Below are 20,588 nucleotides of genomic sequence, written 5' to 3' on the forward strand. Positions count from 1 at the left end.
TATCCGGGATATGGAAATAATGCGAAGGGCCTGACTGGATCGGTCGCCGGCAGGGCCGGGGGCAGGATACAGTCGCCCATAGTGTAACGCCGGTATCGAGACTGCGTTCCCTGAATATCTTTTGTCCGTGCCATCTGCCGGGCCAGCACGGCGGGGGCGGGCGATCTGGTTTTTCCGCCTGCCTGCGGGGCAAAAAAGCGCGGTCCGCTCCGTCACGGGGCCGGTCACTGATTGTTAACGCCTGCGCTCCTATCCTGAAATTCATGACCCTGCACCGGACCGCCTGATCGGGCGGGCAGGCCGCAGGCCAGCCATGCGACCGGCAACATCTTCCGGCCGGGGGCGTTTGGTTGCCGAAGACGGGGGCGCACGCAGTAGCCCCATAACGGCCCGCGCCGCCCCTTGTGCCACCTGCTGAAGGAAAATCCATGACCCAGAGCATTCCCCCCCAGAGCCAGGACCACCAGCCCGGCGTCGAACGCCTGCTCAAGCCCAGGGCTGAACATATCCGCCCCGATTATCGCGGCAGCGACAAGCTGAAGGGACGCCGCGCGCTGATTACCGGCGGTGACAGCGGCATAGGCCGCGCCGTCGCCCTGCATTTCGCGCGGGAAGGGGCGGATGTCGCCATCCTTTATCTTGAGGAGGAAGAGGATGCGCGCGAGACCATCCGTCTGGCGGAAGCCGAAGGTGTCAGGGCCCTCGCCATCGAAGGCGATGTGGCCAACAGCATGGTCTGCAATGACGCGGTAGCCCATGTGGTCGAGGTCTTTGGCGGGCTTGATATCGTCGTGAACAATGCGGGCGTGCAGTATGTCAGCACGGACCTGACCGATATTTCCGATGAGACATGGCAGCGTCACATGGACGTCAACATCAACGGCTATTTCTACATTACCCGTGCCGCCCTGCCGCATCTGAACAGGGGCAGCGCAATCATCAATACATCGTCGATCAATGCTTTCGCGGGCAACAAGGCGCTGGTCGCCTATACCACCACCAAGGCCGCCGAGATGGGCTTCACCCGCGCCCTTGCCCTCCAGCTTGCGGAAAAGGGCATCCGGGTCAACGCGGTCGCCCCTGGCCCGATCTGGACGCCGCTGCAGCCCGCAAGCTGGGGGCCGGTCGATCCGCAGGCAGTGGCCGACATGGGCAAGAGCACGCCCATGGGCCGCATCGGCCAGCCCAGCGAGATGGGTCCGGCCTATGTCTATCTGGCGGCGGAAGATTCATCTTACGTCACGGGGCAGACAGTGCATGTAAACGGGGGCATGATCATCAATGGCTGAGGCGCTCCCCTCGCTCATGCTTCCTGCATCGAGCTGGCTTCGCGCGGCGGCCCATCGTCGCTGGCTTGATGCGCAGGGGCAGCGCCTGCTTGATTTTTCAAAACCTGCCCGCGTGCCCGACGGCTTTGCCCCGCTGGATGACGACGGGCGGCTTTCCGCCGATGCCGGGGCGGATGCGATCCTGACCGCGCGCGTGACCCATGTCTACGCGGTGGCGGCAGGGCGCGGCCTGCCGGGATGTTTCCCGCTGGCCACCCACGGTGTTGCGGCCCTGCTGGGGCCATTGCGCGACGAAAGGCATGGCGGGTGGTTCACCGGGCCGCCCGCCGATGGCGTGCCACCCGATGGGGGCCGCAAGCAGTGTTACCTGCATGCCTTCGTAGCCCTTGCGGCATCATCGGCGGTGGTAGCAGGCGTGGATGGCGCACGCCCCCTGCTGGAGGAGGCGCTGGCGGTATGGGAACACCATTTCTGGAGCGAGGAAGAAGGCGTTTTTCGTGAAAGCTTCGCGGCCGACTGGTCGGATGAGGAAAATTACCGTGGCGCCAACGCGAACATGCACGCAGTGGAAACCTGCATGGCAGTGGCGGATGTGACTGGCAGGCCGGTCTGGCGACAGCGCGCGCTGAGGATTGTGGAGCGGATCATCCACGACCTTGCCCGGCGCAACAATTACGACGTGGCTGAACATTTTGATCGCAACTGGACGCTGCTGAAGGATTTCAACCGCGACAAACCCACGGATGACCTGCGTCCCTTCGGCATGACGCCGGGGCATTTCGTGGAATGGTCACACCTGCTCCTGAAACTGGAGGCCGCCCTCCTGCGCGAAAGCGGTCGCGCGCCTGCATGGCTTCTGGATGATGCGACCGGCCTGTTCCAGCGGGGCATGGCGGCAGGCTGGGCGCGCGATGGCCAGCCGGGCCTGCTGTATACCGTGGACTGGAACCTTGAACCGGTGGTGCATAACCGCCCCCACTGGTGTCAGGCGGAAGCCATGACATCCGCCGCTGCCCTGCTCAAGCGGACCGGCCACAGGGAATATGAACACTGGTACCGCACGATATGGGATTATATCGACCTGTACATGATCGACCGCAGGCGCGGTGGCTGGATTCAGGAACTGGACCGCGATAACCACCCGTCCGAAGTTGTCTATGCGGGCAAGGCGGATCTGTACCATGCCTGGCAGGCGACGCTTACGCCGCTCCTCCCGCTGGCACCGAGTTTCGCCACCGCCGTAGCCAGCCTGGACCAGTAAGCCTGCGAACATGGCCGGTCTGCGCTGCATCCGGCCATATCCTCCTTTTCGCCATCAGGACGCTTCAGTTGAACCCGATTGATGCCCCCACAAACACGCCAAACCCGTCACCCGGCTGCATGACCGCCAGTTGCTTGCCCGCCGCCTGATACCCCGGCACCACAATGGCCGCGTAATGGGTGTTGGCAAGGTTATTGAAGCTTATGAAGACTTCACGGTGTTTATGCGGCCATGAATACCCGATATTGGCGTTATAGATATGATAGGAGGGTGCGAAATACGTCATGTCATAGGACGCGCCCACCTTGGATGAAACCTGCGCGCTGAAGCCTGCGTAAAACCCGTTGCGCATGTCCAGATGCACTTCACCCTGATAGAAATGCTCAGGAATGCCCGGCAGGTGATTGTTGCCGAAAACCGCGTCATGTCTGTAGCGGAAATCCTGATACGTATAGGCCTGCCGGAGTGACAGCGTATTGCCCGCCCATTTCAGCAGTTCGGTTTCCAGCGAAACCTCGACACCCTGATGGGTTGTTGGGGATGCGTTGCCATAAATCGACGTGCCCGCCGCAAGGGATGCGGGCGTAGTGATCGTAAGCAGTTCGTTATGCACGGATGAATGATAGTATGTCAGGCTCCATTTATTGTGGAAGTAATGGCCGGTCGTGCCGATCTCGAACGTGGTTGCGGTCTGGTTGCGCAGCCTGCCCGATGTGGAGTTTTCCCCCGCCGTCGCCTGTAGCGGATAACTGGCGGCATTATAGTAATTCCCGGCATAGTTGTAGTTCCAGTCATTGGGGGGCTGGATACTGCGGCTGACGTTGCCATAAATCTCGATATGCGGGTCAGGTATGTAGCGAAAGCCGCCACGCGGCACGAAGTTGACCGATGCCGTGTGCAGGTCGCTCCGGTTGGGATAGGTGACATCGGACGTACGCTTGATGAACGCCAGCGCCCCCGCCGCCGTCAGCCACAGGTTATGCACGACCTCGGTATTGTTGCGCAGATGGAAATAGTTTTCCGTGCCGCCATATTTCACGTTACGCAGCAACGTGCCATCCGGCACCCCGCCAAATACGCTACTGACGCGGATGCGGTTGCGCTGCCATGCCTCGATATCGCTATAGCTCAGGATACCGACCTGCGTATCGCTTTTATGGCCACGCAGCACATCATGGCGGTCGTAATTCAGCACGCCCGCGATCGTCTTGTAGCCCCATATCTGCGATGATGCGGTATTCTGGATGTCGATTGGCGCATCCTGATAATTGCCGCCGAACTCGATCTTCGAGTGATCGTCGATACGGATGGTCGTCATGGACCCGTAATACTTGGTTCCAGGCTGGATACGGTGTGATCCCCATGAATAATAGGGGGACTGCGCCTGCTTGGGATCGGACAGGATCTGGTCGCGCGTCAGATAACCGGGATAGCCGTTATCGGTCTGCCGGTAGCGAAAGAAGGCCCGCGTCGAGACGCGATCGTTGAATCGGTAGCCGAAATTGGCGTTAAGCCCGAAGCTGGTCGCCTTGGTATTGTCCTGATACCCGCCACGATAGGAATTGGTGGCGCTGAGGTAATAATCGAATTTGCCAAAGACCCCGCCGGAACTGAGCTGTTCCTTGACATAGCCAAAGCTGCCCGCTTCCACCCGTGCCTGGTACCGCTGCGCGTCATATCCGGTCTGGCTGACATAATTGATCCCGCCGCCAAGCTGCATTCCCCCATAATCGAACGCGTTGGCCCCGCGCAGCACCTCGGTATAACGCAGGCCCAGCGGTTCAAACAGTTCATAGGGCGTGCCCGCCGGTGTCGTAACCGGCAGTCCGTCAAACATCATCAGCATGCCGGAACGGAAATAATTGGTGCCGGTGGCAATGCCGGACCCACGGACGGACAGGCGGATGCCATCGCCCCCGCCCGATGACTGCGCAAAAACGCCGGGCTGGAACGCAAGGGCGTCGGCGCTGGTGAAATTACGGCCCTTGAGCACTTTCTGCGCATCAATCACGCTGGTGGCGCCGGGGATGGAGGCCAGCCTTGTCTCTGCCCGGCTGACGGGCGTTGCGCGGTGGCGGGAGACGGAAATCAGTTCCGGTCGCGGCGGCGTGGGCGCGGTGGCAGTGGACGATGTGGACGCCGCCGCGGGTTTTGCGTGCTGCGTGGCGGCAGCATGCCCGGTACGGGGGGAAAGTGCTTTTTCAGCCGCAAACGCATGGGGGGCGAACCCTATCCAGCAGGAACTGACAACCAGCGTGGTGTGACGGGACAGGATGCGCGAACTGGTGGAATATCGGTTACGTATGGTGGTTACGGGTATCCGGGGCATAGGGGGCTGTTCCATAACTGTATCTGTATTGATTGTTTTCTTTGTTTTTCTTCGTAATCATTGTACGCACGCCTCGGTTCTACACATTCCACTGTTCCATTCATGAATGACTGAATACGACCGCCCGTTCTTCATCGGGTGACCGCATGGCTGTACTGCCGGTTGAACCAGACAAGGCCCGGCTGGCCATCATTTTCACCGGTGATGACATCCACCACATGGGCAATGACCACCGTATGGGTGCCAACATCGCGGATTTCCCTGACACGGCAGTCAAAGTTCACCAGCGCCCCGTCAAGGAGCGGCGCGCCCGTCCGGCCCCTGTGCCATCGTGCGGCGGCAAAGCGTTCGGCCATGAGGCGTGAACGGCTGCTGAAAATATCCGACAGCGGCTGCTGCCCGCCATGCAGGACGTTGATGGCCAGCACCCCATGTTCCAGCACATGCGGATGCGCGCTGGTGGAGCGGTTTATGCACACCAGCAGGGTCGGCGGCGTATCGGATACGCTGCACACGGCGGATGCGGTAAATCCGTGCGGTCCCTGCGAACCATCGGTCGTCACGATCGTCACCGCACTGGCCAGCGCCGCCATGCCATTGCGGAAATCCGCGACCGGCACCGCGTCCTCTTCCAGGGCGGTATAGCCAAACGGCGTGATTACATTTGTCATGAAGGATCAGCTCCCACTTTCAGAAGAAACCAGCATTTCAGGGGTGGCGACGACATAGGACGCCCGCGCGGGGACAGCGGCCCGGTGCCGCCGCAGGGCGGGGTCCATATCGGGGTCGTAGCCAAATACATCCCACCGGGAGAGGAAGGACATGGTGATCCCGGCCACCGGGGCCAGCAGCACTAGCCAGAACAGGCGCGGGCCAAGATGTGCGTTCAGCCACGGCAGGAACAGCAGCGCCAGCGTGCCCCCCATGCCCGAAACCAGCCGCGCCAGACCAATCCCCATCCCGCGCAGTTCCGTGGGGTAGCTAAGGGTGGGATAGGCCATGAGCTGGCACCCCGGCCCGAACCCCTGCGCGAACAGGAAGGCGGCAAACCCGCCAAGGGCGACAATGACGCCCGGCGTCCCGTGTGGCGTGCCGGTCAGCGCAAGGGCGGCGATACCCGCAATCTGCACCGCGTAACCCGCCAGCACGATGGGACGGGAATGGAAGCTGCGGGTCAGCCGCACGCCCAGCAGGCCGCCGGGAAACGCCACGGCAAGGTTGAGGACGATGGAAATGACCAGCACCTGTCCCGCGCTGGCATGCACGATGGTTGTCAGCAATCCGGGCAGGCCGAATATGATGGCGCTGTAGGAAAGCGCGCTGACCAGTGTCATGCCGCAAATCAGCAGTCCGCGCTGCAACAGCGGCGGCCGCAGCAGTTGCAGCGGATCGGGATGGACGATAACGGGCGCATGTGTCGCGGTCGGACGCACGATGGGATCGACGCCATAAGACCGGCGCACGATTTCCGCCGCCCGCGCCAGATCGCCACGGCGGGCGATCCAGACGGGGGATTCATTCATGTAACGCCCGCGCACCATGATGATGATGATGGCCGGTACCGCGCCAAAAGCCAGCGATGCCCGCCACAGCCAGTCGGGGTGCCCCGCTGGCAGCACATGCGCGAGCACAAATACCAGCACGAAGCACAGGGATGACGCGGCATACCATGTCGGGCACCATGCCGCCGCCCGGGCGGCCTTGCTGCCCCGCCCCTCAAGGCGCGAGAATTCCGACAGGAACGCCATGGCCACCGGCAGGTCCATCCCCACCCCGAACCCCATGGCGAACCGCGCCGCGATCAGGATACCCACGCTTGGCGCGAACCCCGCGACCAGTGCGGCAATGACGAAGCACACCATATCCGCCATGAATACGGCGTACCGCCCGATGCGGTCCGTCAGCCACCCGCCCGCCAGACTGCCAATGATCGTGCCTGCATTCAGGGCGGCGGCGACAAGGCCGGTCTGGAACGCCGACAGCCCGAAATGGGCCTGCACGTCCGATATGCCCCATGACAGGGTCGTCAGGTCATAGGCATCAAGAAACACGCCACCCAGCGCAAGTGCTACGACAATGCGGGCATGGCTTCCCGCGCGCGGACCGGCATTGATGATGGCGGAAATATCGTCCGCGTCCCGCACAATGGGGCGATCGGACGTGGTCTGTTCTGTCATGTCGTCACCTGTTCCTTGTGGGAATGATGGCCCGTAGCGTGCAGCGTGGTCAGGGCGGACAGGGTTATCGCCAGCTTTTCGGCATAGCGGGTGACTTCGGGCAGACCCATGAGTTCACCAAAGCGCCCACGCGCCAGCGGCCCGGCGACAAACAGGTTGCCCGCATGCGCCGTCCCGACACAGGCGCGGCCCAGCGCATCCACATGCAGGCCAAGCCCCGTCGCATCCATTTCCACCCACCCGGCGGCGGCCAGTTCCGACAGGAACGGCACGGTCTTCAGGATGGCGTCGTGCGCGGGGCCGGTTGTGGTGATGATGGCGTCATACGTCCCCTGCCGCGCCGGGTTCGCGCCATGGCGGATGGTTGCCACAAACGCGCCGCGCCGGCTGTCCACCTCCACCACGCGGCCCGCGCGGATCTCCAGCGTGCCGTCACGTTCGCGCTGGCGCAGGATGTCATCGGCCTGCGGCGCGATGCGGAAGCGGTGCGTATCCCAGAACGGACGCAGGTGCCGGATCAGCCGCCTGCGTTCGACAACCGGCAGGGCGGCCCAGATATCAGGCCCCTGTTCGCGGATGCGGTCAAACACCGCCTGCCATGGCTGACCGGCGGCATCCGCCACGGCATGACGTATTGTGCGCAGCAGGTGTCGCGCCGTACGCGACGGGGGCGATGCGAACTGCCCGGTTGGCGTCACCGCGCCATCATGATGCCCGCGCGGGCGTTGACCCCGGCGGGAAATGGCGGTGATGGGGCCATGATGCCCCCGATCGGTCAGGGTTGCGACCACATCCGCCATGCTCAGGCCGGTCCCGATGATCAGGACACGATCCGCCTCCCCTATCGCATGCAGCGCCGTGCCGTCCCATGGATTGGTGATGAGCCTGGGGGCGCCATCCCCGCCGGGCGGCAGGTCACGCAGCACGGCAGGGGCCTGCGGGGCCGGATGGCTGGTGGCGATGACCACGATATCGGCGGTCGTGGACTGGCCGCGCGCATCGGTCAGCACCCATCCATCCCCCCGCCCCCGGTGGACCGACACCACCCGGCGGCGCAGATGCGTGACCACCCCGCCATGCAGCAGCGGGGCCAGACGGTCGGCCATGTAGCGGCCGAATACGGAACGGGCGGGAAAATGACTGCCATCGGGCCGGATGGCGTCCGGGTCATCCGCCAGCGCACCGGTCTGCCTGATCCAGTTGGCGAAATCATCCGGGTTGGCGGTATCGATGCTCATGCGCCTAGCGGGCACGTTGACCCGGTGCTGCGGGTCGGTCGCGCCATAGGCCAGACCCGCCCCAAGGAAGGGGCGCGGTTCAAACACGGTAATACGCTGCGGGCCGCTGGCGCCGCGTGCAAGGTGCCACGCCAGCGCCGCGCCGCTGAACCCGCCACCGATAATGGCGATATGCGGTATGGAAGAAAAAACCGGCATGGCGGACCCCCCCACGATCAGGCCGCGCGGGTCGGGCGGTGATCGCCTGCGATGGTCTCGCCAAACGGCCCCATGTTGTTCAGCGACGCGGCGCCACGCACCGGATGCGCGGTGGGCAGGTGGGGCAGCACCAGCTCACCGAACCGGTAGGCTTCTTCCAGATGCGGATAACCGGAGAATATGAAGGTATCGATACCCAGGCGGCGATATTCGTCTATGCGCTCCTGCACCGTTTCCGCGTCACCGACCAGCGCCGTACCCGCCCCGCCACGGACCAGGCCGACGCCCGCCCACAGGTTGGGACTGATTTCCAGCCTGTCGCGCCGGCCGCCATGCAGCGCGCTCATGCGCGACTGGCCCACGGAATCCATGCGGGCGAAAACCTGCTGGGCCTTTGCAATCGTGGCGTCATCCAGATGCTGGATCAGGCGGTCCGCGTCATGCCATGCCTCTTCCTGCGTTTCGCGCACGATCACATGCAGGCGGATGCCGAATGAAACCTTGCGCCCCTGTTCACGGGCCAGTTTACGCACATGGCTGATCTTTTCAGCCACAAGCGCGGGCGGTTCGCCCCATGTCAGGTATTTGTCGACCGACTTCGCCGCGACATGCACCGCCGCTTCCGACGACCCGCCGAAGAACAGCGGCGGGCCATCCTTCTGGAAAGCGGGGAACAGCAGCCGCCCGTCCTTGATGGTGAAGTGCCTGCCTTCAAAATTGACATCCTCCCCGCGCAGCAGGGCACGGTAGATATCAAGGAATTCATCGGTAATTTCGTACCGCGTGGCATGATCGGCAAACAGGCCATCACCGGCGTTTTCCGCCGGGTCGCCCCCGGTTACGATATTGATCAGCAGCCGCCCGTTGGAAAAACGGTCCAGCGTCGCGGTCATGCGCGCGGCAAGCGTGGGGGAAAGCAGGCCCGGACGCAGCGCGATCAGGTAACGCAGGCGTTCGGTTACCGGCGCCAGGGCGGATGCGACAATCCAGCTATCCTCGCAACTGCGGCCCGTGGGGATCAGGACGCCGTAATAACCCAGCGTGTCCGCCGCCTTCGCCACCTGTTGCAGATAGGGCAGGTCAACCGGGCGCCCCCCCTTCTGCGTGCCAAGGTAGCGGCTGTCGCCATGGGTGGGCAGGAACCACAAGGCGTTGATCTTTTCGGGAATTTCGTAGGACATGGTTACGAGGCCTTGGAAAATGTTTCGGTAGGAAAAAGCGGCTCGGCCGGGGCGTGAAGGGCTGCCGGGTTACGGTAGCGACTGCCGAAATGCCGTTCGGGCAGATGGGCGCGCCCCGGCTCGAACAGGCGTTCACGCAGGGTTTCACCCGGCGCATAGGCCGTGCGGTAGCGCCCGCGCCGCTGGAGTTCGGGCACGACCAGATCAATGAAATCGCGGGCGGTTTCGAATGTGTGGTACTGGCGCAGGTTGATGCCGTCGATGCCGTCGATATCCAGCCAGCGCTCGATTTCATCAGCGATACGTCCGGGCGTGCCCACCACGAAAAAGCGCCCTTCATCAAACGATGCGATCTGGCGCAGGGCGCTGCCAACCGTCTGGTCGGGATGGAAACGCCGCCCCATATTGCCAAACGGCACGCCTTCACGTTTCAGCACATCGCCGATGCGCGCATCGGGGTCATGACGCCGCAGGTCTATTTCCGCCTGCGCATGGACCAGTGCACCTTCCACACTGTAATACTGGCGGTATTTCTCCAGCTTCTTTTCCGCCAGTTCCTGCGTCGTATCGGCAATGATCCCGGCCATGACGATAAAGCGGATGTCGTCGCCATTGCGGCCATGGGCGCGCGCGCGTTCGCGTGTGCGGGCAATGTTGTCGCGCACCGCCTGTGTCGTATTGCCGCCGATAAACACCACTTCCGCATGGCGCGCCGCGAACTCCAGCCCGGCGGGGGAGCCGGTCGCCTGAAACAGCACGGGCGTACGCTGCCGCCCCGGTGCGACAAGATGCGGCCCCGCCACGCGGAAATGCCGCCCGTCATGGTTGATCGGCCTTACGGCGTCGGGATTGGTGAAGACGCCTGCGGCCGCATTGTTGACAACGGCGTCGTCATCCCAGCTTCCTTCCCACAGCTTGTACAGCACGTCGATATATTCATCGGCTATCGCGTAACGCTGATCATGGGGGATTTCATCTTCCAGCCCGAAATTGCGCGCGGCACTGGGCAGGTAGGACGTGACGATATTCCACCCCACCCGCCCCTGGGTCAGCAGGTCCAGCGTCGCCATGCGGCGGGCAAAGGCGAATGGTGGTTCGTACGTGGTGGAGAAAGTCACCCCGAAACCAAGATTTTGCGTCACCGCCGCCATGGCGGGCACCAGCATCAGCGGGTCGAGGTTGGGGATCTGCAGTCCTTCCCGCAGGGCCGCCGCCGTACCATCGCCAAACCGGTCATAGGTGCCGATGACATCCGCAAGGAATACCGCGTCAAACAGCCCTTCTTCCGCCAGTCTGGCGACTTCCAGCCAGTAGGACAGTTCCCCGTAGCGGTGGCGGCTGTTGCCGGGCGCCCGCCACATCCCGTGCACGATGTGGCTGACGCAGGCCATTTCAAACAGGTTGACGTGCAGTTGTTTGGGCGTGGTGGTCATGCTGCCTGCTCCCGTCGGGTGGCGTTGGTGGCGCCTTCGCGCGCGACATCGGTGCGTTCGCGCCACCGCGAACCGAATGCCGTGCCGTTCAGGGCGAAGTCACCCAGTTCGCGCTGACGCTGGATAAGGGGATTGTGGGATGCGAGCGTGCGCGCATTACGCCAGTGCCGGTCCAGTCGCCTGGCTTCGCTGGTGGCCGATGCGCCGCCCACTTCAAACAGCAGGTTGGCCGCTTCAAGCACCTGCCCCGCCACGATCTGCTGGGCCTGATAGGCCTGCACCTGCGCCACCTCAAAGGCAGGACCGCCATCAACACCGGCAGCCCACTGGGCGGATGTGTCCTCCAGCGCCCATGCGACCTTTTCCACCAGCGTATCGGCGGAAAATGACAGGGCGGACAGACGTCCCACCACACCCTGCACCAGCGGGTCATGACGCTGCGCGACCTGACCGGGCACGCCGAAGGTACGGGTGCGGGGCCGGACAAACGCCACCGCATCGCGCAGGATCGCCCGCCCGATCCCCGCCAGCGTCGCCAGATGGAAAAGCTGGTAATAGGTGGTCAGGTATTCATTGGTGGGAAAGGCGTCGATCGGCACGCGGCTGAGGACGTTTTCATCGGGCACGATCACGTTTTCAAAACGGGTCGTACCGCTGCCTGTCAGTCTCTGTCCAAAACCGTCCCAGTCATCCACGCGGGTGACGCCATGCGCGGTTACGGGCACGGCGACATGGATGCGGTCCGCCCCATCGGTTGCGACCGCTACGATCCACGATGCGTACAGCGTGCCGGTGGAATAATATTTCGTCCCGTCCAGTATCCATGACGCTTTCGACGCATCCGGGTGGGGCCGCAGCGTTGTGGTGGTGCCGGTACTGTCCGTCAGTTCGGCCATGGCCGCGCCAAAAAGTGCGCCACGAGCCACCTGTTCCAGCCACCGCACGGCCTGCGGGCTGTCGCCGCGGTGCAACTGCCCTTCGACAAAGGCGAAATGGGCGCGGAAAATCTGGGGCAGGTTTGAATCAGCTTCGGCCAGTTCTTCCAGCAGCCGGAAAGTTTCCGGCAGGCTTGCCCCGCTGCCGCCGTAGCGCACCGGCACCCGCAGCGCGCCAAAACCGGCATCGAGCAGACACCGGACAGCATCATGGGCCAGAACCCGCTCGTGTTCACGGTTGATGGACTCACTGGCGATGCGCGCGAAGATCGGTCGCAGCGTCTGGGCAAGCGCCTCAATCCGGGGAGAGAAACCGTGTGAAGGACGTAGCGGATCAGTCATGACAACCCTGCCGTATTTCTATTTAACTATTTTATTGTGTTGTTTATCCTTCAATCACATTAACAACCGTTATATCCGAGTCAATTATAAATTAACGGGTTTTGTCGTTTATATCGCCATCCTGGGGTGCACAGGGATATAAATTCGATTGCCTTCCATCGCATTTTTCGGTGCTTAATTCATATATGTAGCTGATATATGGATATATTTTCCATTCCGTATTCCACTAGTTTATTTAGTTTTTTATAACGCCAATGTGCGCCTTTAATTTGCACATTTCATATCGTGGTAATCGGTTCAGAACGAAATCCGGAACAGTTCATACATTTCCGTTTCGGTATATTTATCAATAAACATACCGATTCGCGCGTTATGAGTGGTTCTCCGTTATTCACGATTATATATCGTTGTTTTGCGACAGGGAGGCGTTCCGGATGGAGGCATCAAGCCGGGGCGAAAGGACGATGCGGTCAAACGCCTTTAAATCTTCCCATATTTGACATTGCGAACCAGTCTCACTACTTGGATGACTGTAATCCGATGGACGAACCATGCGACCTGCACTTGCCCTAACAGCCCTCGTCTCCATGATCGTGGCCACAACCGCAACGGCGCACGCCATGGACCCGGTCCGACTGGAAGTGAAAGACCATCACTTCACACCGGACCATTTCACCGTGCCTGCCGGTCAGCGCTTCGTGATCGAACTGACCAACCATGATGACACGGTGGATGAGTTCGAAAGCTACGACCTGAAGTTTGAAAAGATCGTGGTCGCAGGCGGCACCATTTCGGTTCATGCGGGACCGCTTCATCCGGGCACCTACAAATTCTTTGATGACTACCACCCCGACAGCGCCACCGGCACCGTTACCGTAACGGAGGCCCCCTGACATGCTGGGCAGTCTTCTGATCGTCTTCCGTGAAGTCATGGAAGCCGGGCTGATCGTGGGGATCGTGCTGGCGGCGACGCAGGGCATTCCCCATCGCGGGCGCTGGGTTGCGGGCGGTATCGGTGCGGGCATTGCCGGGGCCGGTATTGTGGCGATCTTTGCCGGGGCGCTGTCACAGGCGCTGTCCGGCAACGGGCAGGATGTTTTTTCCGCCACCATCCTGTGCCTCGCGGTGGTGATGCTGGGCTGGCATATCGTGTGGATGGCGCGGCATGGACGCGAAATGGCACGGGACATGAAGGCGGTCGGGGCCGAAGTCGCCAGCGGCAACCGCTCCCTGCTGGCCATGGCGGTGGTTGTGGCCGTGGCTGTCCTGCGTGAAGGCATGGAAGTGGTGCTGTTCCTGTATGGTATCGCAATTTCCAGTGGCACGGGGCCGGTGCCGATGCTGATTGGCGGCATACTGGGCGTGTTTGCCGGTGCGGCCCTGTCCTGGGCGCTGTATCGCGGGCTGGTGGTGATCCCCCTGAACCGGCTGTTTGCCGTAACCGGCCTGCTGGTCACGTTCCTTGCTGCGGGCATGGCCAGTCAGGCCGCAGCCCTTCTGGCCAATGACGACCTGCTGCCCGCACTGGGCTATGACATATGGGATTCATCGTGGCTGCTGTCCGATGGCAGCATGCTGGGCCGTGCGGCGAAGGCACTGATCGGTTATTCGGACCGGCCCACGGGCATCCAGATACTGGCATGGATCTGTACCTGCGTGGTGCTGACCGTAACCGGCCATCTGGTGCGCCATCGCACGCCCGCAAAGCCCAGAGGCGCGGCCTGACAGGGACCGCGTACCCGGTTTCATCGCCTGACATAATGGTGGCTGGAGCCGGGTTGCCGCGCATTCTTTCCGTGACATCACGACCTTAAAAGCAGGGACACGAACCGGACCGGGCATCATGACCCGGCCCGGTCGGGCGGCTTTCATCGGGATCACTTTATCCCCTGCTGACATGATCCTGCCGCCGCAGAGACAGCGGACATCCTGTCCGCCAGATCGCCACGCAGGGGCGGCGGCCTGTGCCGGGGTCAGGTGCCTTTCTGCCGTCCCCCGGTATTACGGTAGTGGAGTGCAGGTCTGTCCCGTCAGCAGTCCTGCCTGCCGGAACCGGCGGTTTCCTGCAAAACAGGCCGGCCCCCGTCCATGGGGGAGAGGCGCTTGCCAATATCATCCGTGCAGACTGGTTCAGCCCTGCGGTAAAGGTTTACTGCAGAACGCGACTGGAGAAGCAGGATGACCCGGAAACTCGCAGCGATTACCCTTGCCCTTGTCATCATTCCCCTGATGGGCCGGGCGCAGTCTTTCGGCGTGAATGGCGGCATGGCCACAGGCACGTTTGGCATGTCGGGCGGTGGCGCGGGTTCCGCGCAGATGCCGTCCACCCGGTACAGTCCCTACGGCGCGTACGGGCCGCCTGCGATGACCGGGGGACAGGGTGGATATGGCGGGGGGATGATGCCCTACATGTTCGGCGGCTACATGCCCTATGGCTGGGGTGGCATGAATGGCGGGTATCCGCCTTACGGGCCGCGTACCTATGGCCCCGGCAGCCAGACCATAGTGGATGGAAAACCGGGATTCCCACCGGCGGACTCCCGCCCGGCATGGGGCAGTCATACAACGGTGGACGGGCAGTAGACATTCCGCCGGTCAGGAGTGTTTGACAGTGATGGGCTGAAAAAGTTTCCGGGTGCCGCCTTTTTCAAAAAAGGCGGCGTTTTCCGAAGCTTTTCTACAATGGGCGGGCAGTGTCCTGGGCAGGTTTCGCTGTGCGCAACCCCCGGCTGGCGTCAGGTCAGCAGGCGCGCCCGTTCTTCCACATCCCGGCTTTCCGATGTGAGCTGAAACTGGCTGACAAGATCAGACAGGCGCGTGGCTTCATCCAGCAGCGAACGGCTGGCCGCGGTTGACTGTTCCACCATTGCGGCATTCTGCTGCGTCACCTGATCCATCTGCGATATGGTGGAATTGACGTTGGCCAGACCGCCTGCCTGTTCCTTTGCCCGGTGCGTGCTTTCATCCATGATCTCGTTGATCTCGGCCACCAGCTTCACGATACGGTCCAGCGCGCTGCCCGCTTCCGAAACCAGCTTCACGCCAGAATCAACCTGTCGGCTGGATGTGGAGATAAGGGTCTTGATCTCCTTCGCGGCCTCGGCTGAACGATGGGCCAGATTACGCACTTCGGATGCGACCACGGCAAACCCGCGCCCCGCATCCCCCGCCCGCGCGGCCTCGACACCGGCATTGAGGGCCAGCAGGTTGGTCTGGAAGGCGATTTCATCAATCACCGCAATGATCTGGGCGATCTGCCCCGCTGATGTGGCGATGCCATCCATCGCGCCTACGGCCTGACGCACGATGACGGTGCTCTGCTGCGCATCGTTATTGGCGCTGGCCACCACTTCCTGCGCGTGGATCGCCCCTTCAGCGGATTTCTGCACCGTTGCGGTAATATGGTTCAGCGCGGATGCGGTCTCCTCCAGGTTCTTGGCCTGTATCGCCGTGCGCTGGGCCAGATCGTCGGATGCCTTGCTGATCTCGCTCGTACCGTTCCTGATCCCGATGGTATTGGCCACCACGGCCTCAATGACACCGCGCAGCCGCACGACCGTTTCGTTAAAATCGGTGCGCAGGCGTTCGTATTCAGGCGCGAACTTTTCCGTCAGGGTGAAGGTCAGGTTCCCCTGCGCCAGATGGCCCAGACCGGTGGCAAGCCCGTCCACCACGGTTGCCTGACGGGCGGCGGTTTCCATGCGTTCCACCTCGGTCCGGCGATGTTCGGCTTCCGCAAGGCTGCGCTGGTGTTCCACCTCGTGCGATGCGGCTTCCGCCTGTTCGGCATTCTGCTTTGCTTCCGCCAGCGCGGTATTCGATACGGCAAAAAGATGCTCGATCTGCTGCGCCATCCAGTACAGCGCGCCCGCTTCCACCACCACAATGGCCGCATGCACCATAACACGGTAGAAATCCGCGCCGTCCTCGAACACCAGTTTCGGCATAAGGAAATTCATGACCAGATGATGCACTGCCGTAGTGGCCGCGCCGACCAGAATAACATCGCCGTCACAATAGGTCGCAAGCATGGCAAGCGCCGCGAAATAGTACATATGCACGTCAATCTGCATATACGACCCACGGCACGCCGCCAGAATGATCGAAACCAGTGCGCTGACGCCCACGCCAATGGTCAGGCGCGTTGTCTTGGCCTGTGGCGCCATCCACCATACCAGCGTTTCAATCACCGCCAGCCCGACCGCCGCAAGCGTGGGCGCAACCCAGTCATTGCCCGCAATATGGGCGCATGCCGCCACAAGACCCACATGCAGCCAGAACCCGCAGATCAGGCCCTGACTGACTGTCGCGCGAAGTTTTCCCAGAGCATCGACCATCTTGTTTACATCTCCATCTGCCGGGATGCGTGGCAGCCCGTCATAGCCTGTGGGTTAAGGACAAGGATCGCCCCGGATTTTATGGCATCCCCCCGCGCCATATTCCCGCGCGGTTCAATTATGACGATGCTGGCCACAGCACCGGTACCAATCACGCGCCCGACCGAACCGGCAGCCTGCCGCGCATGCTGTCCGTCCCACCATGGCGGGAAAACCAGCGCCAGCGGTCCCTGATCGGGAGGGGACAGATGAATACCGAGAATGACCACAAGCGACCCGACCGCAAGCAGGACCGGCAGCAGCAGATCCGTAACCTTTCGCCGGGGTTGGGCATTCGGGGCGTTCCGGCTGTCAAGCATGACAGGCTGCATCATCCGGCCCTGTCATGACGCCGGGTTACGGTCGCAGTCCGTCCCGGCGCATTCATCGACCAGCCCCGCCATTCCCTGCCCGCCATACGACCATGACAGACGGCGGGGCCATCATGAACGGTCGCAACCTTGCCCTTTCCCCGCGCCGGGGCGTAAGGGGGGAGAGAGGCTGCAGGGTGAATGAACGGGTACATTGTTTACTGAGTTTACTGATTTCTAATAATGATTAACGCGTGGTTACAGCATGGACGGCCAGACAGAAAGAGCCAAGTGCGCCATCGACCGGAAGGGTATCAAAAAACCCTTTTCCCCGAACATACCAGAAGGGCGCGCCGCGCATGGAAAGACACACGCCCCCTTCCGCCATGACCGGAACGGAAGGGCCGGATCGGGCCTGCAACAGGATGGAGCGGCGTCATGACGACCATTAATACACCGGGGTCGCCGCCTGCTTTCCTGTCCCCTGGGGAAAGCGGGGTTGAAAATATCAGGGCGGCGGGGTCGCAATCATCGCTCGGTCCATCATCCGGCGTGGGTGGGGGCGATACCGTTACCCTCTCCGCCGAGGCCACGGCCATGCTTGCGCAGATGACAAAAGATGTCGTTGCGCCGGAAATCGCCTATTTCGCGCAGTTCTTCCCGGTTCTGGAGGGAATGGATGCGACCGCCCTCGGCGCGGGCGTGGTGGACCCGGCCGCGACATCCCTGTCTGCGGGCCTGTCCCCTGACGAAATCGCCGTGCTGGCGCGCGCCAGTATCGACGCCGCCCGGACCGCGCCTGACGGCCCCGCCGGTCTGGCTACCGTGCGCAGTCTGGACAATGTGGAATGGACCAGTCTCATGTCCATGCTGGACCGTCCCGCCCTTGCAGCGGTGCGGGCCAATGAAGGCGGCCTGTTTACCCGCGATGAACAGGACGCGGCCCGGACCATCATGGCCCGGCAGCAGGAAATGGCCATGGGTATCCTGCCCGAACATGGTGAAGCCATGGCCCGGCAGGCTGTCGATGCACTGAACGCCTATACCAGCCCGGAACGGATGACGGCGGCGATCATGTTCCTTGACCGGGCCAGCCTGTACGAAAAAAGCACCATTGCATGGGTATTCGGCCGCGCGGCGGCGCAGGTTGTCTATGACGGGGATATGGAAGCCGCGGGCCTTCTGCCCGATAATACCATCCTGAGCGAATTCAATATCGTGGCCATGGTTGCCGCCGCCATGAACACAGCGCAGCAGCGCGGCCCCAACGCCCGCGCCAGCCTTCAGGACAGGAGCAGTCTGGACGATCTGCGCGCGCGACTGGACAGGGCACTGGCCCGCATGCGCGAGGAACTGGGCATTCGCCCCCAATCCACACGCCGGACCTGCATGGAAGCGCAACGCATGGCCACCCAACCGGGACGGCAGGCCGCGCCGCTGGCGGCCCTGCTCAACACATTTTACGCACGCGCCGGTCGGTAGGCGGCTTCTACCGGCCTTTATCCGCCCTGTGCCCCTCATAGACACGCAGGTTGAGGTCAACGAGATCAAGAATGGGCGTTGCCACCGCGTAACTGCGCGCCCTTGCCACAAGATCACCGATGATCTGCCCTGCCTCGATCGCTGCCCCCTGCGACAGGTCCCGAAACATGGAGGAGGTGAGGGTCGAGCTTTCGGCAGTCAGCATGCGGATGGTACGCTCCACCACCCCATCGGCAGGCGGATGGCCCGATGCACCCGCCACCGCCACACATTCCGCAACGGTTGCACGGGCAAAATCCTGCCCGTAAGGCTGGCGCGCCACATCGCCTACCGTCCCGCGCATAAGACAGCACAGGGTGCCAAGGGATGCGAGCAGCACCCATTTATCCCACATATCCTGCATGATATGGGGTGACAGCACCGTATCGAAACCGGGGGCCGACAGGGCAGCGCTGATGGCGTGGACACGGGGCGTATCCACCCCGGAGCGTTCACCATAGGACAGGCGCGGCTGCGGTCCGGTCTGCACGATCCGTCCGTCCGCGTCCAGAGTACTGACAATAAAGCATGTGCCCCCAAGAACGGCGTCCGCCCCAAAGCGCTCCGCCAGCACATCAAGGTGACACATGCCATTGAGCAGCGGGACGATGCAGGTCTCAACCCCAACGGCAGCGCTGAAATCATCCATGGCCTGCGCCAGAGAATAGGCTTTCACGCTCAGCAGCACGATATCGTACGGATGGGTGATCTCATCCGTCGTCATCATCTGGGGGCTGATGCTGGCATTCCCCGCCGCGCTGACAAGATGCAGTCCATCGGCGCGGATCTGCCGCAGCCTGCCGGGTCGGACCAGAAAGGTCACATCATGCCCTGCCGCAGCCAGCCGCGCGCCAAAATACCCCCCGACGGCCCCTGCCCCGACAACCAGAATTCGCGGCTTCATCGTGTTTTTCCCTGTCCTGCCGATGGAATATGAAAAAGTCCGGGCACGATACAGCCGAAACCTGCGTGTGATAAGCGGTTAAGCCGCAATCTGCGCGCCGTTCCCCTTCCTGCGCACCGGCCGTAACGGAGCCCGGTGCATGCGGATCGAAAAAGGTCGCGCATCAGCACAAAACGGTAGAAACCGTCATTTCCCTGCATTACCGGTCATGCTGCAATCATTCTGGGACGACATGGCGGGCAACACCGTTCGATTACTAGGGCGTGTCAGACCTTGAATGACAGAACGGACTGCATGGCTGTTTATGATGAGCATGATGCAGTCTGTCTTTTCTGATACCGCATAGTCCGTCTGGGAGCTTTTGATCGAGGAAGTCCGTCCGAAGGGCAAAACCCCGCCGAAGAACCTTCGACGGACGATATCCGCGATTTTCTGACGCCATCAGCACGGTGCAAAATGGCGCGCTCTGCCATCTGAGTTTGGTCCCTGGTGGATTGCCGCACAGTTGTTCATTCGCTGGTCGAAGTTCGGTGTGTGGCAGCGCCTCTTTGAAAAGGTCAAAGACCGGGATCAGGCCCTCGGCATGGTTTATCTCGATGGCACGACGATCCGTACCCATCACAAAGCGGCCGGGGCCGCCAAAAAAGGGGATACAGTGGACGCCTCAGGGATCGTGAGGCGCTTGGCCGCTCATGTGGAGGCTTTGGCACCAGGGTCTGCGTAGCTGCGGATGGACATGGCAGGGCACTGTCTTTCACGCTTTCGCCCGGACAGGCACATGAACTGCCATCCGCGTACTCCGTACCCACCGACCTATGTCGTCTGTGATCGTGGATATTCCTCGCATAAATTCCGTGAATATCTCTGGGACCGGGGAGTTCGTCCCGTCATTCCGCCAGGGAAGAATGATCCGGAAGTCGCCTGTCCCAAATGGCCTTACAGACACCGGCATCTGGTCGAAAACCTGTGGGCAAGACTCAAGGAGTGGCGGGCTGTTGCGACCCAATATGAGAAGAGGCGGCCACGCGTGGTGAGGCACGATTTCTGTCCAGCGGGCGTTTGGTCCCTCCCCATATAATTCTTGACAGCACGA

General features: G+C 62.1%; 16 protein-coding genes and 1 pseudogene. 7 read left to right on the forward strand and 10 right to left on the reverse strand.

Translation table 11 applies throughout. The features are described 5' to 3' along the window. The first annotated feature begins 428 nt into the window (after positions 1-428). Positions 429-1,289, forward strand: coding sequence for a glucose 1-dehydrogenase (locus CFR79_RS06900; RefSeq protein ID WP_110547360.1), 861 nt, complete (start codon positions 429-431; stop codon positions 1,287-1,289). Further along, positions 1,282-2,550, forward strand: coding sequence for a D-mannose isomerase (locus tag CFR79_RS06905; RefSeq protein ID WP_110547361.1), 1,269 nt, complete (start codon positions 1,282-1,284; stop codon positions 2,548-2,550). Before CFR79_RS06900 ends, CFR79_RS06905 begins: the two co-directional genes overlap by 8 nt. 64 nt (positions 2,551-2,614) lie before the next feature. On the opposite strand, the gene CFR79_RS06910 is transcribed toward CFR79_RS06905, so the two are convergent. The 7 genes from CFR79_RS06910 to CFR79_RS06940 all read right to left on the reverse strand — a co-directional run bounded on the left by CFR79_RS06910 (position 2,615) and on the right by CFR79_RS06940 (position 12,383). Next, complete coding sequence (locus CFR79_RS06910; RefSeq protein WP_110547405.1) at positions 2,615-4,804, reverse strand: TonB-dependent receptor family protein; 2,190 nt, start codon at positions 4,802-4,804, stop codon at positions 2,615-2,617. A gap of 206 nt (positions 4,805-5,010) precedes the next feature. After that, entirely contained in the window at positions 5,011-5,550 is a 540-nt protein-coding gene (locus CFR79_RS06915) for a flavin reductase (RefSeq protein ID WP_110547362.1), read from the reverse strand. A gap of 6 nt (positions 5,551-5,556) precedes the next feature. Further along, positions 5,557-7,056, reverse strand: a complete 1,500-nt coding sequence (locus CFR79_RS06920; protein WP_110547363.1) for an MFS transporter — start codon at positions 7,054-7,056, stop codon at positions 5,557-5,559. Continuing rightward, positions 7,053-8,492, reverse strand: coding sequence for an FAD/NAD(P)-binding protein (locus tag CFR79_RS06925; protein ID WP_110547364.1), 1,440 nt, complete (start codon positions 8,490-8,492; stop codon positions 7,053-7,055). The genes CFR79_RS06920 and CFR79_RS06925 overlap by 4 nt, the downstream gene beginning before the upstream one ends. Positions 8,493-8,509: 17 nt before the next feature. Then, positions 8,510-9,673, reverse strand: a complete 1,164-nt coding sequence (gene ssuD / locus CFR79_RS06930; protein ID WP_110547365.1) for an FMNH2-dependent alkanesulfonate monooxygenase — start codon at positions 9,671-9,673, stop codon at positions 8,510-8,512. Positions 9,674-9,675: 2 nt separating this feature from the next. Continuing rightward, entirely contained in the window at positions 9,676-11,106 is a 1,431-nt protein-coding gene (locus tag CFR79_RS06935) for an LLM class flavin-dependent oxidoreductase (RefSeq protein ID WP_110547366.1), read from the reverse strand. Further along, positions 11,103-12,383: an acyl-CoA dehydrogenase family protein gene (locus CFR79_RS06940; RefSeq protein WP_110547367.1), complete on the reverse strand. Its 1,281-nt coding sequence runs from the start codon at positions 12,381-12,383 to the stop codon at positions 11,103-11,105. Before CFR79_RS06940 ends, CFR79_RS06935 begins: the two co-directional genes overlap by 4 nt. A 551-nt stretch (positions 12,384-12,934) precedes the next feature. On the opposite strand from CFR79_RS06940, the gene CFR79_RS06945 reads away from it, so the two are divergent. From CFR79_RS06945 to CFR79_RS06955, 3 genes are all read left to right on the forward strand, one after another. Further along, positions 12,935-13,276: a cupredoxin domain-containing protein gene (locus CFR79_RS06945; RefSeq protein WP_162900538.1), complete on the forward strand. Its 342-nt coding sequence runs from the start codon at positions 12,935-12,937 to the stop codon at positions 13,274-13,276. Between the two features lies 1 nt (position 13,277). Further along, positions 13,278-14,108 (forward strand): FTR1 family iron permease, encoded by an 831-nt coding sequence (locus CFR79_RS06950; protein WP_110547369.1) that lies wholly within the window; start codon positions 13,278-13,280, stop codon positions 14,106-14,108. Between the two features lie 453 nt (positions 14,109-14,561). Further along, on the forward strand, positions 14,562-14,966 hold the full coding sequence (locus CFR79_RS06955; RefSeq protein ID WP_110547370.1) for a hypothetical protein: 405 nt from the start codon (positions 14,562-14,564) through the stop codon (positions 14,964-14,966). 152 nt (positions 14,967-15,118) lie between these two features. Here CFR79_RS06955 and CFR79_RS06960 read toward each other — a convergent pair whose 3' ends face one another. After that, positions 15,119-16,720, reverse strand: coding sequence for a methyl-accepting chemotaxis protein (locus CFR79_RS06960; RefSeq protein ID WP_110547371.1), 1,602 nt, complete (start codon positions 16,718-16,720; stop codon positions 15,119-15,121). A 5-nt stretch (positions 16,721-16,725) separates the two neighbouring features. Beyond that, entirely contained in the window at positions 16,726-17,094 is a 369-nt protein-coding gene (locus tag CFR79_RS06965; RefSeq protein ID WP_110547372.1) for a hypothetical protein, read from the reverse strand. 414 nt (positions 17,095-17,508) lie between these two features. Here CFR79_RS06965 and CFR79_RS06970 point away from each other — a divergent pair, with 414 nt between their 5' ends. Beyond that, positions 17,509-18,552 carry a hypothetical protein gene (locus CFR79_RS06970; RefSeq protein ID WP_110547373.1) on the forward strand — a complete coding sequence of 348 codons (1,044 nt, stop codon included), beginning with the start codon at positions 17,509-17,511 and terminating at the stop codon, positions 18,550-18,552. Positions 18,553-18,559: 7 nt separating this feature from the next. Here the strand turns inward: CFR79_RS06970 and CFR79_RS06975 are convergent, their stop codons facing one another. Then, a complete protein-coding gene (locus CFR79_RS06975; protein ID WP_110547374.1) occupies positions 18,560-19,495 on the reverse strand; it encodes a ketopantoate reductase family protein in 936 nt (311 codons plus the stop codon). A 361-nt stretch (positions 19,496-19,856) separates the two neighbouring features. On the opposite strand from CFR79_RS06975, the pseudogene CFR79_RS06980 reads away from it, so the two are divergent. Then, a pseudogene (locus CFR79_RS06980) lies at positions 19,857-20,573 on the forward strand (IS5 family transposase). Positions 20,574-20,588: the final 15 nt, after the last annotated feature.

This window comes from Komagataeibacter saccharivorans (assembly GCF_003207825.1).
Classification (GTDB): Bacteria; Pseudomonadota; Alphaproteobacteria; order Acetobacterales; family Acetobacteraceae; genus Komagataeibacter; species Komagataeibacter saccharivorans.

What these genes read in the sequence shown, in the direction of transcription:
- CFR79_RS06935 (WP_110547366.1), bottom strand. Translation starts at nt 11,106, where the DNA reads ATGACCACCACGCCCAAACAACTGCACGTCAACCTGTTTGAAATGGCC.
- CFR79_RS06970 (WP_110547373.1), top strand. Translation starts at nt 17,509, where the DNA reads ATGACGACCATTAATACACCGGGGTCGCCGCCTGCTTTCCTGTCCCCT.
- CFR79_RS06940 (WP_110547367.1), bottom strand. Translation starts at nt 12,383, where the DNA reads ATGACTGATCCGCTACGTCCTTCACACGGTTTCTCTCCCCGGATTGAG.
- ssuD (WP_110547365.1), bottom strand. Translation starts at nt 9,673, where the DNA reads ATGTCCTACGAAATTCCCGAAAAGATCAACGCCTTGTGGTTCCTGCCC.
- CFR79_RS06975 (WP_110547374.1), bottom strand. Translation starts at nt 19,495, where the DNA reads ATGAAGCCGCGAATTCTGGTTGTCGGGGCAGGGGCCGTCGGGGGGTAT.
- CFR79_RS06915 (WP_110547362.1), bottom strand. Translation starts at nt 5,550, where the DNA reads ATGACAAATGTAATCACGCCGTTTGGCTATACCGCCCTGGAAGAGGAC.
- CFR79_RS06920 (WP_110547363.1), bottom strand. Translation starts at nt 7,056, where the DNA reads ATGACAGAACAGACCACGTCCGATCGCCCCATTGTGCGGGACGCGGAC.
- CFR79_RS06925 (WP_110547364.1), bottom strand. Translation starts at nt 8,492, where the DNA reads ATGCCGGTTTTTTCTTCCATACCGCATATCGCCATTATCGGTGGCGGG.
- CFR79_RS06960 (WP_110547371.1), bottom strand. Translation starts at nt 16,720, where the DNA reads ATGGTCGATGCTCTGGGAAAACTTCGCGCGACAGTCAGTCAGGGCCTG.
- CFR79_RS06945 (WP_162900538.1), top strand. Translation starts at nt 12,935, where the DNA reads ATGCGACCTGCACTTGCCCTAACAGCCCTCGTCTCCATGATCGTGGCC.
- CFR79_RS06905 (WP_110547361.1), top strand. Translation starts at nt 1,282, where the DNA reads ATGGCTGAGGCGCTCCCCTCGCTCATGCTTCCTGCATCGAGCTGGCTT.
- CFR79_RS06955 (WP_110547370.1), top strand. Translation starts at nt 14,562, where the DNA reads ATGACCCGGAAACTCGCAGCGATTACCCTTGCCCTTGTCATCATTCCC.
- CFR79_RS06965 (WP_110547372.1), bottom strand. Translation starts at nt 17,094, where the DNA reads ATGATGCAGCCTGTCATGCTTGACAGCCGGAACGCCCCGAATGCCCAA.
- CFR79_RS06900 (WP_110547360.1), top strand. Translation starts at nt 429, where the DNA reads ATGACCCAGAGCATTCCCCCCCAGAGCCAGGACCACCAGCCCGGCGTC.
- CFR79_RS06950 (WP_110547369.1), top strand. Translation starts at nt 13,278, where the DNA reads ATGCTGGGCAGTCTTCTGATCGTCTTCCGTGAAGTCATGGAAGCCGGG.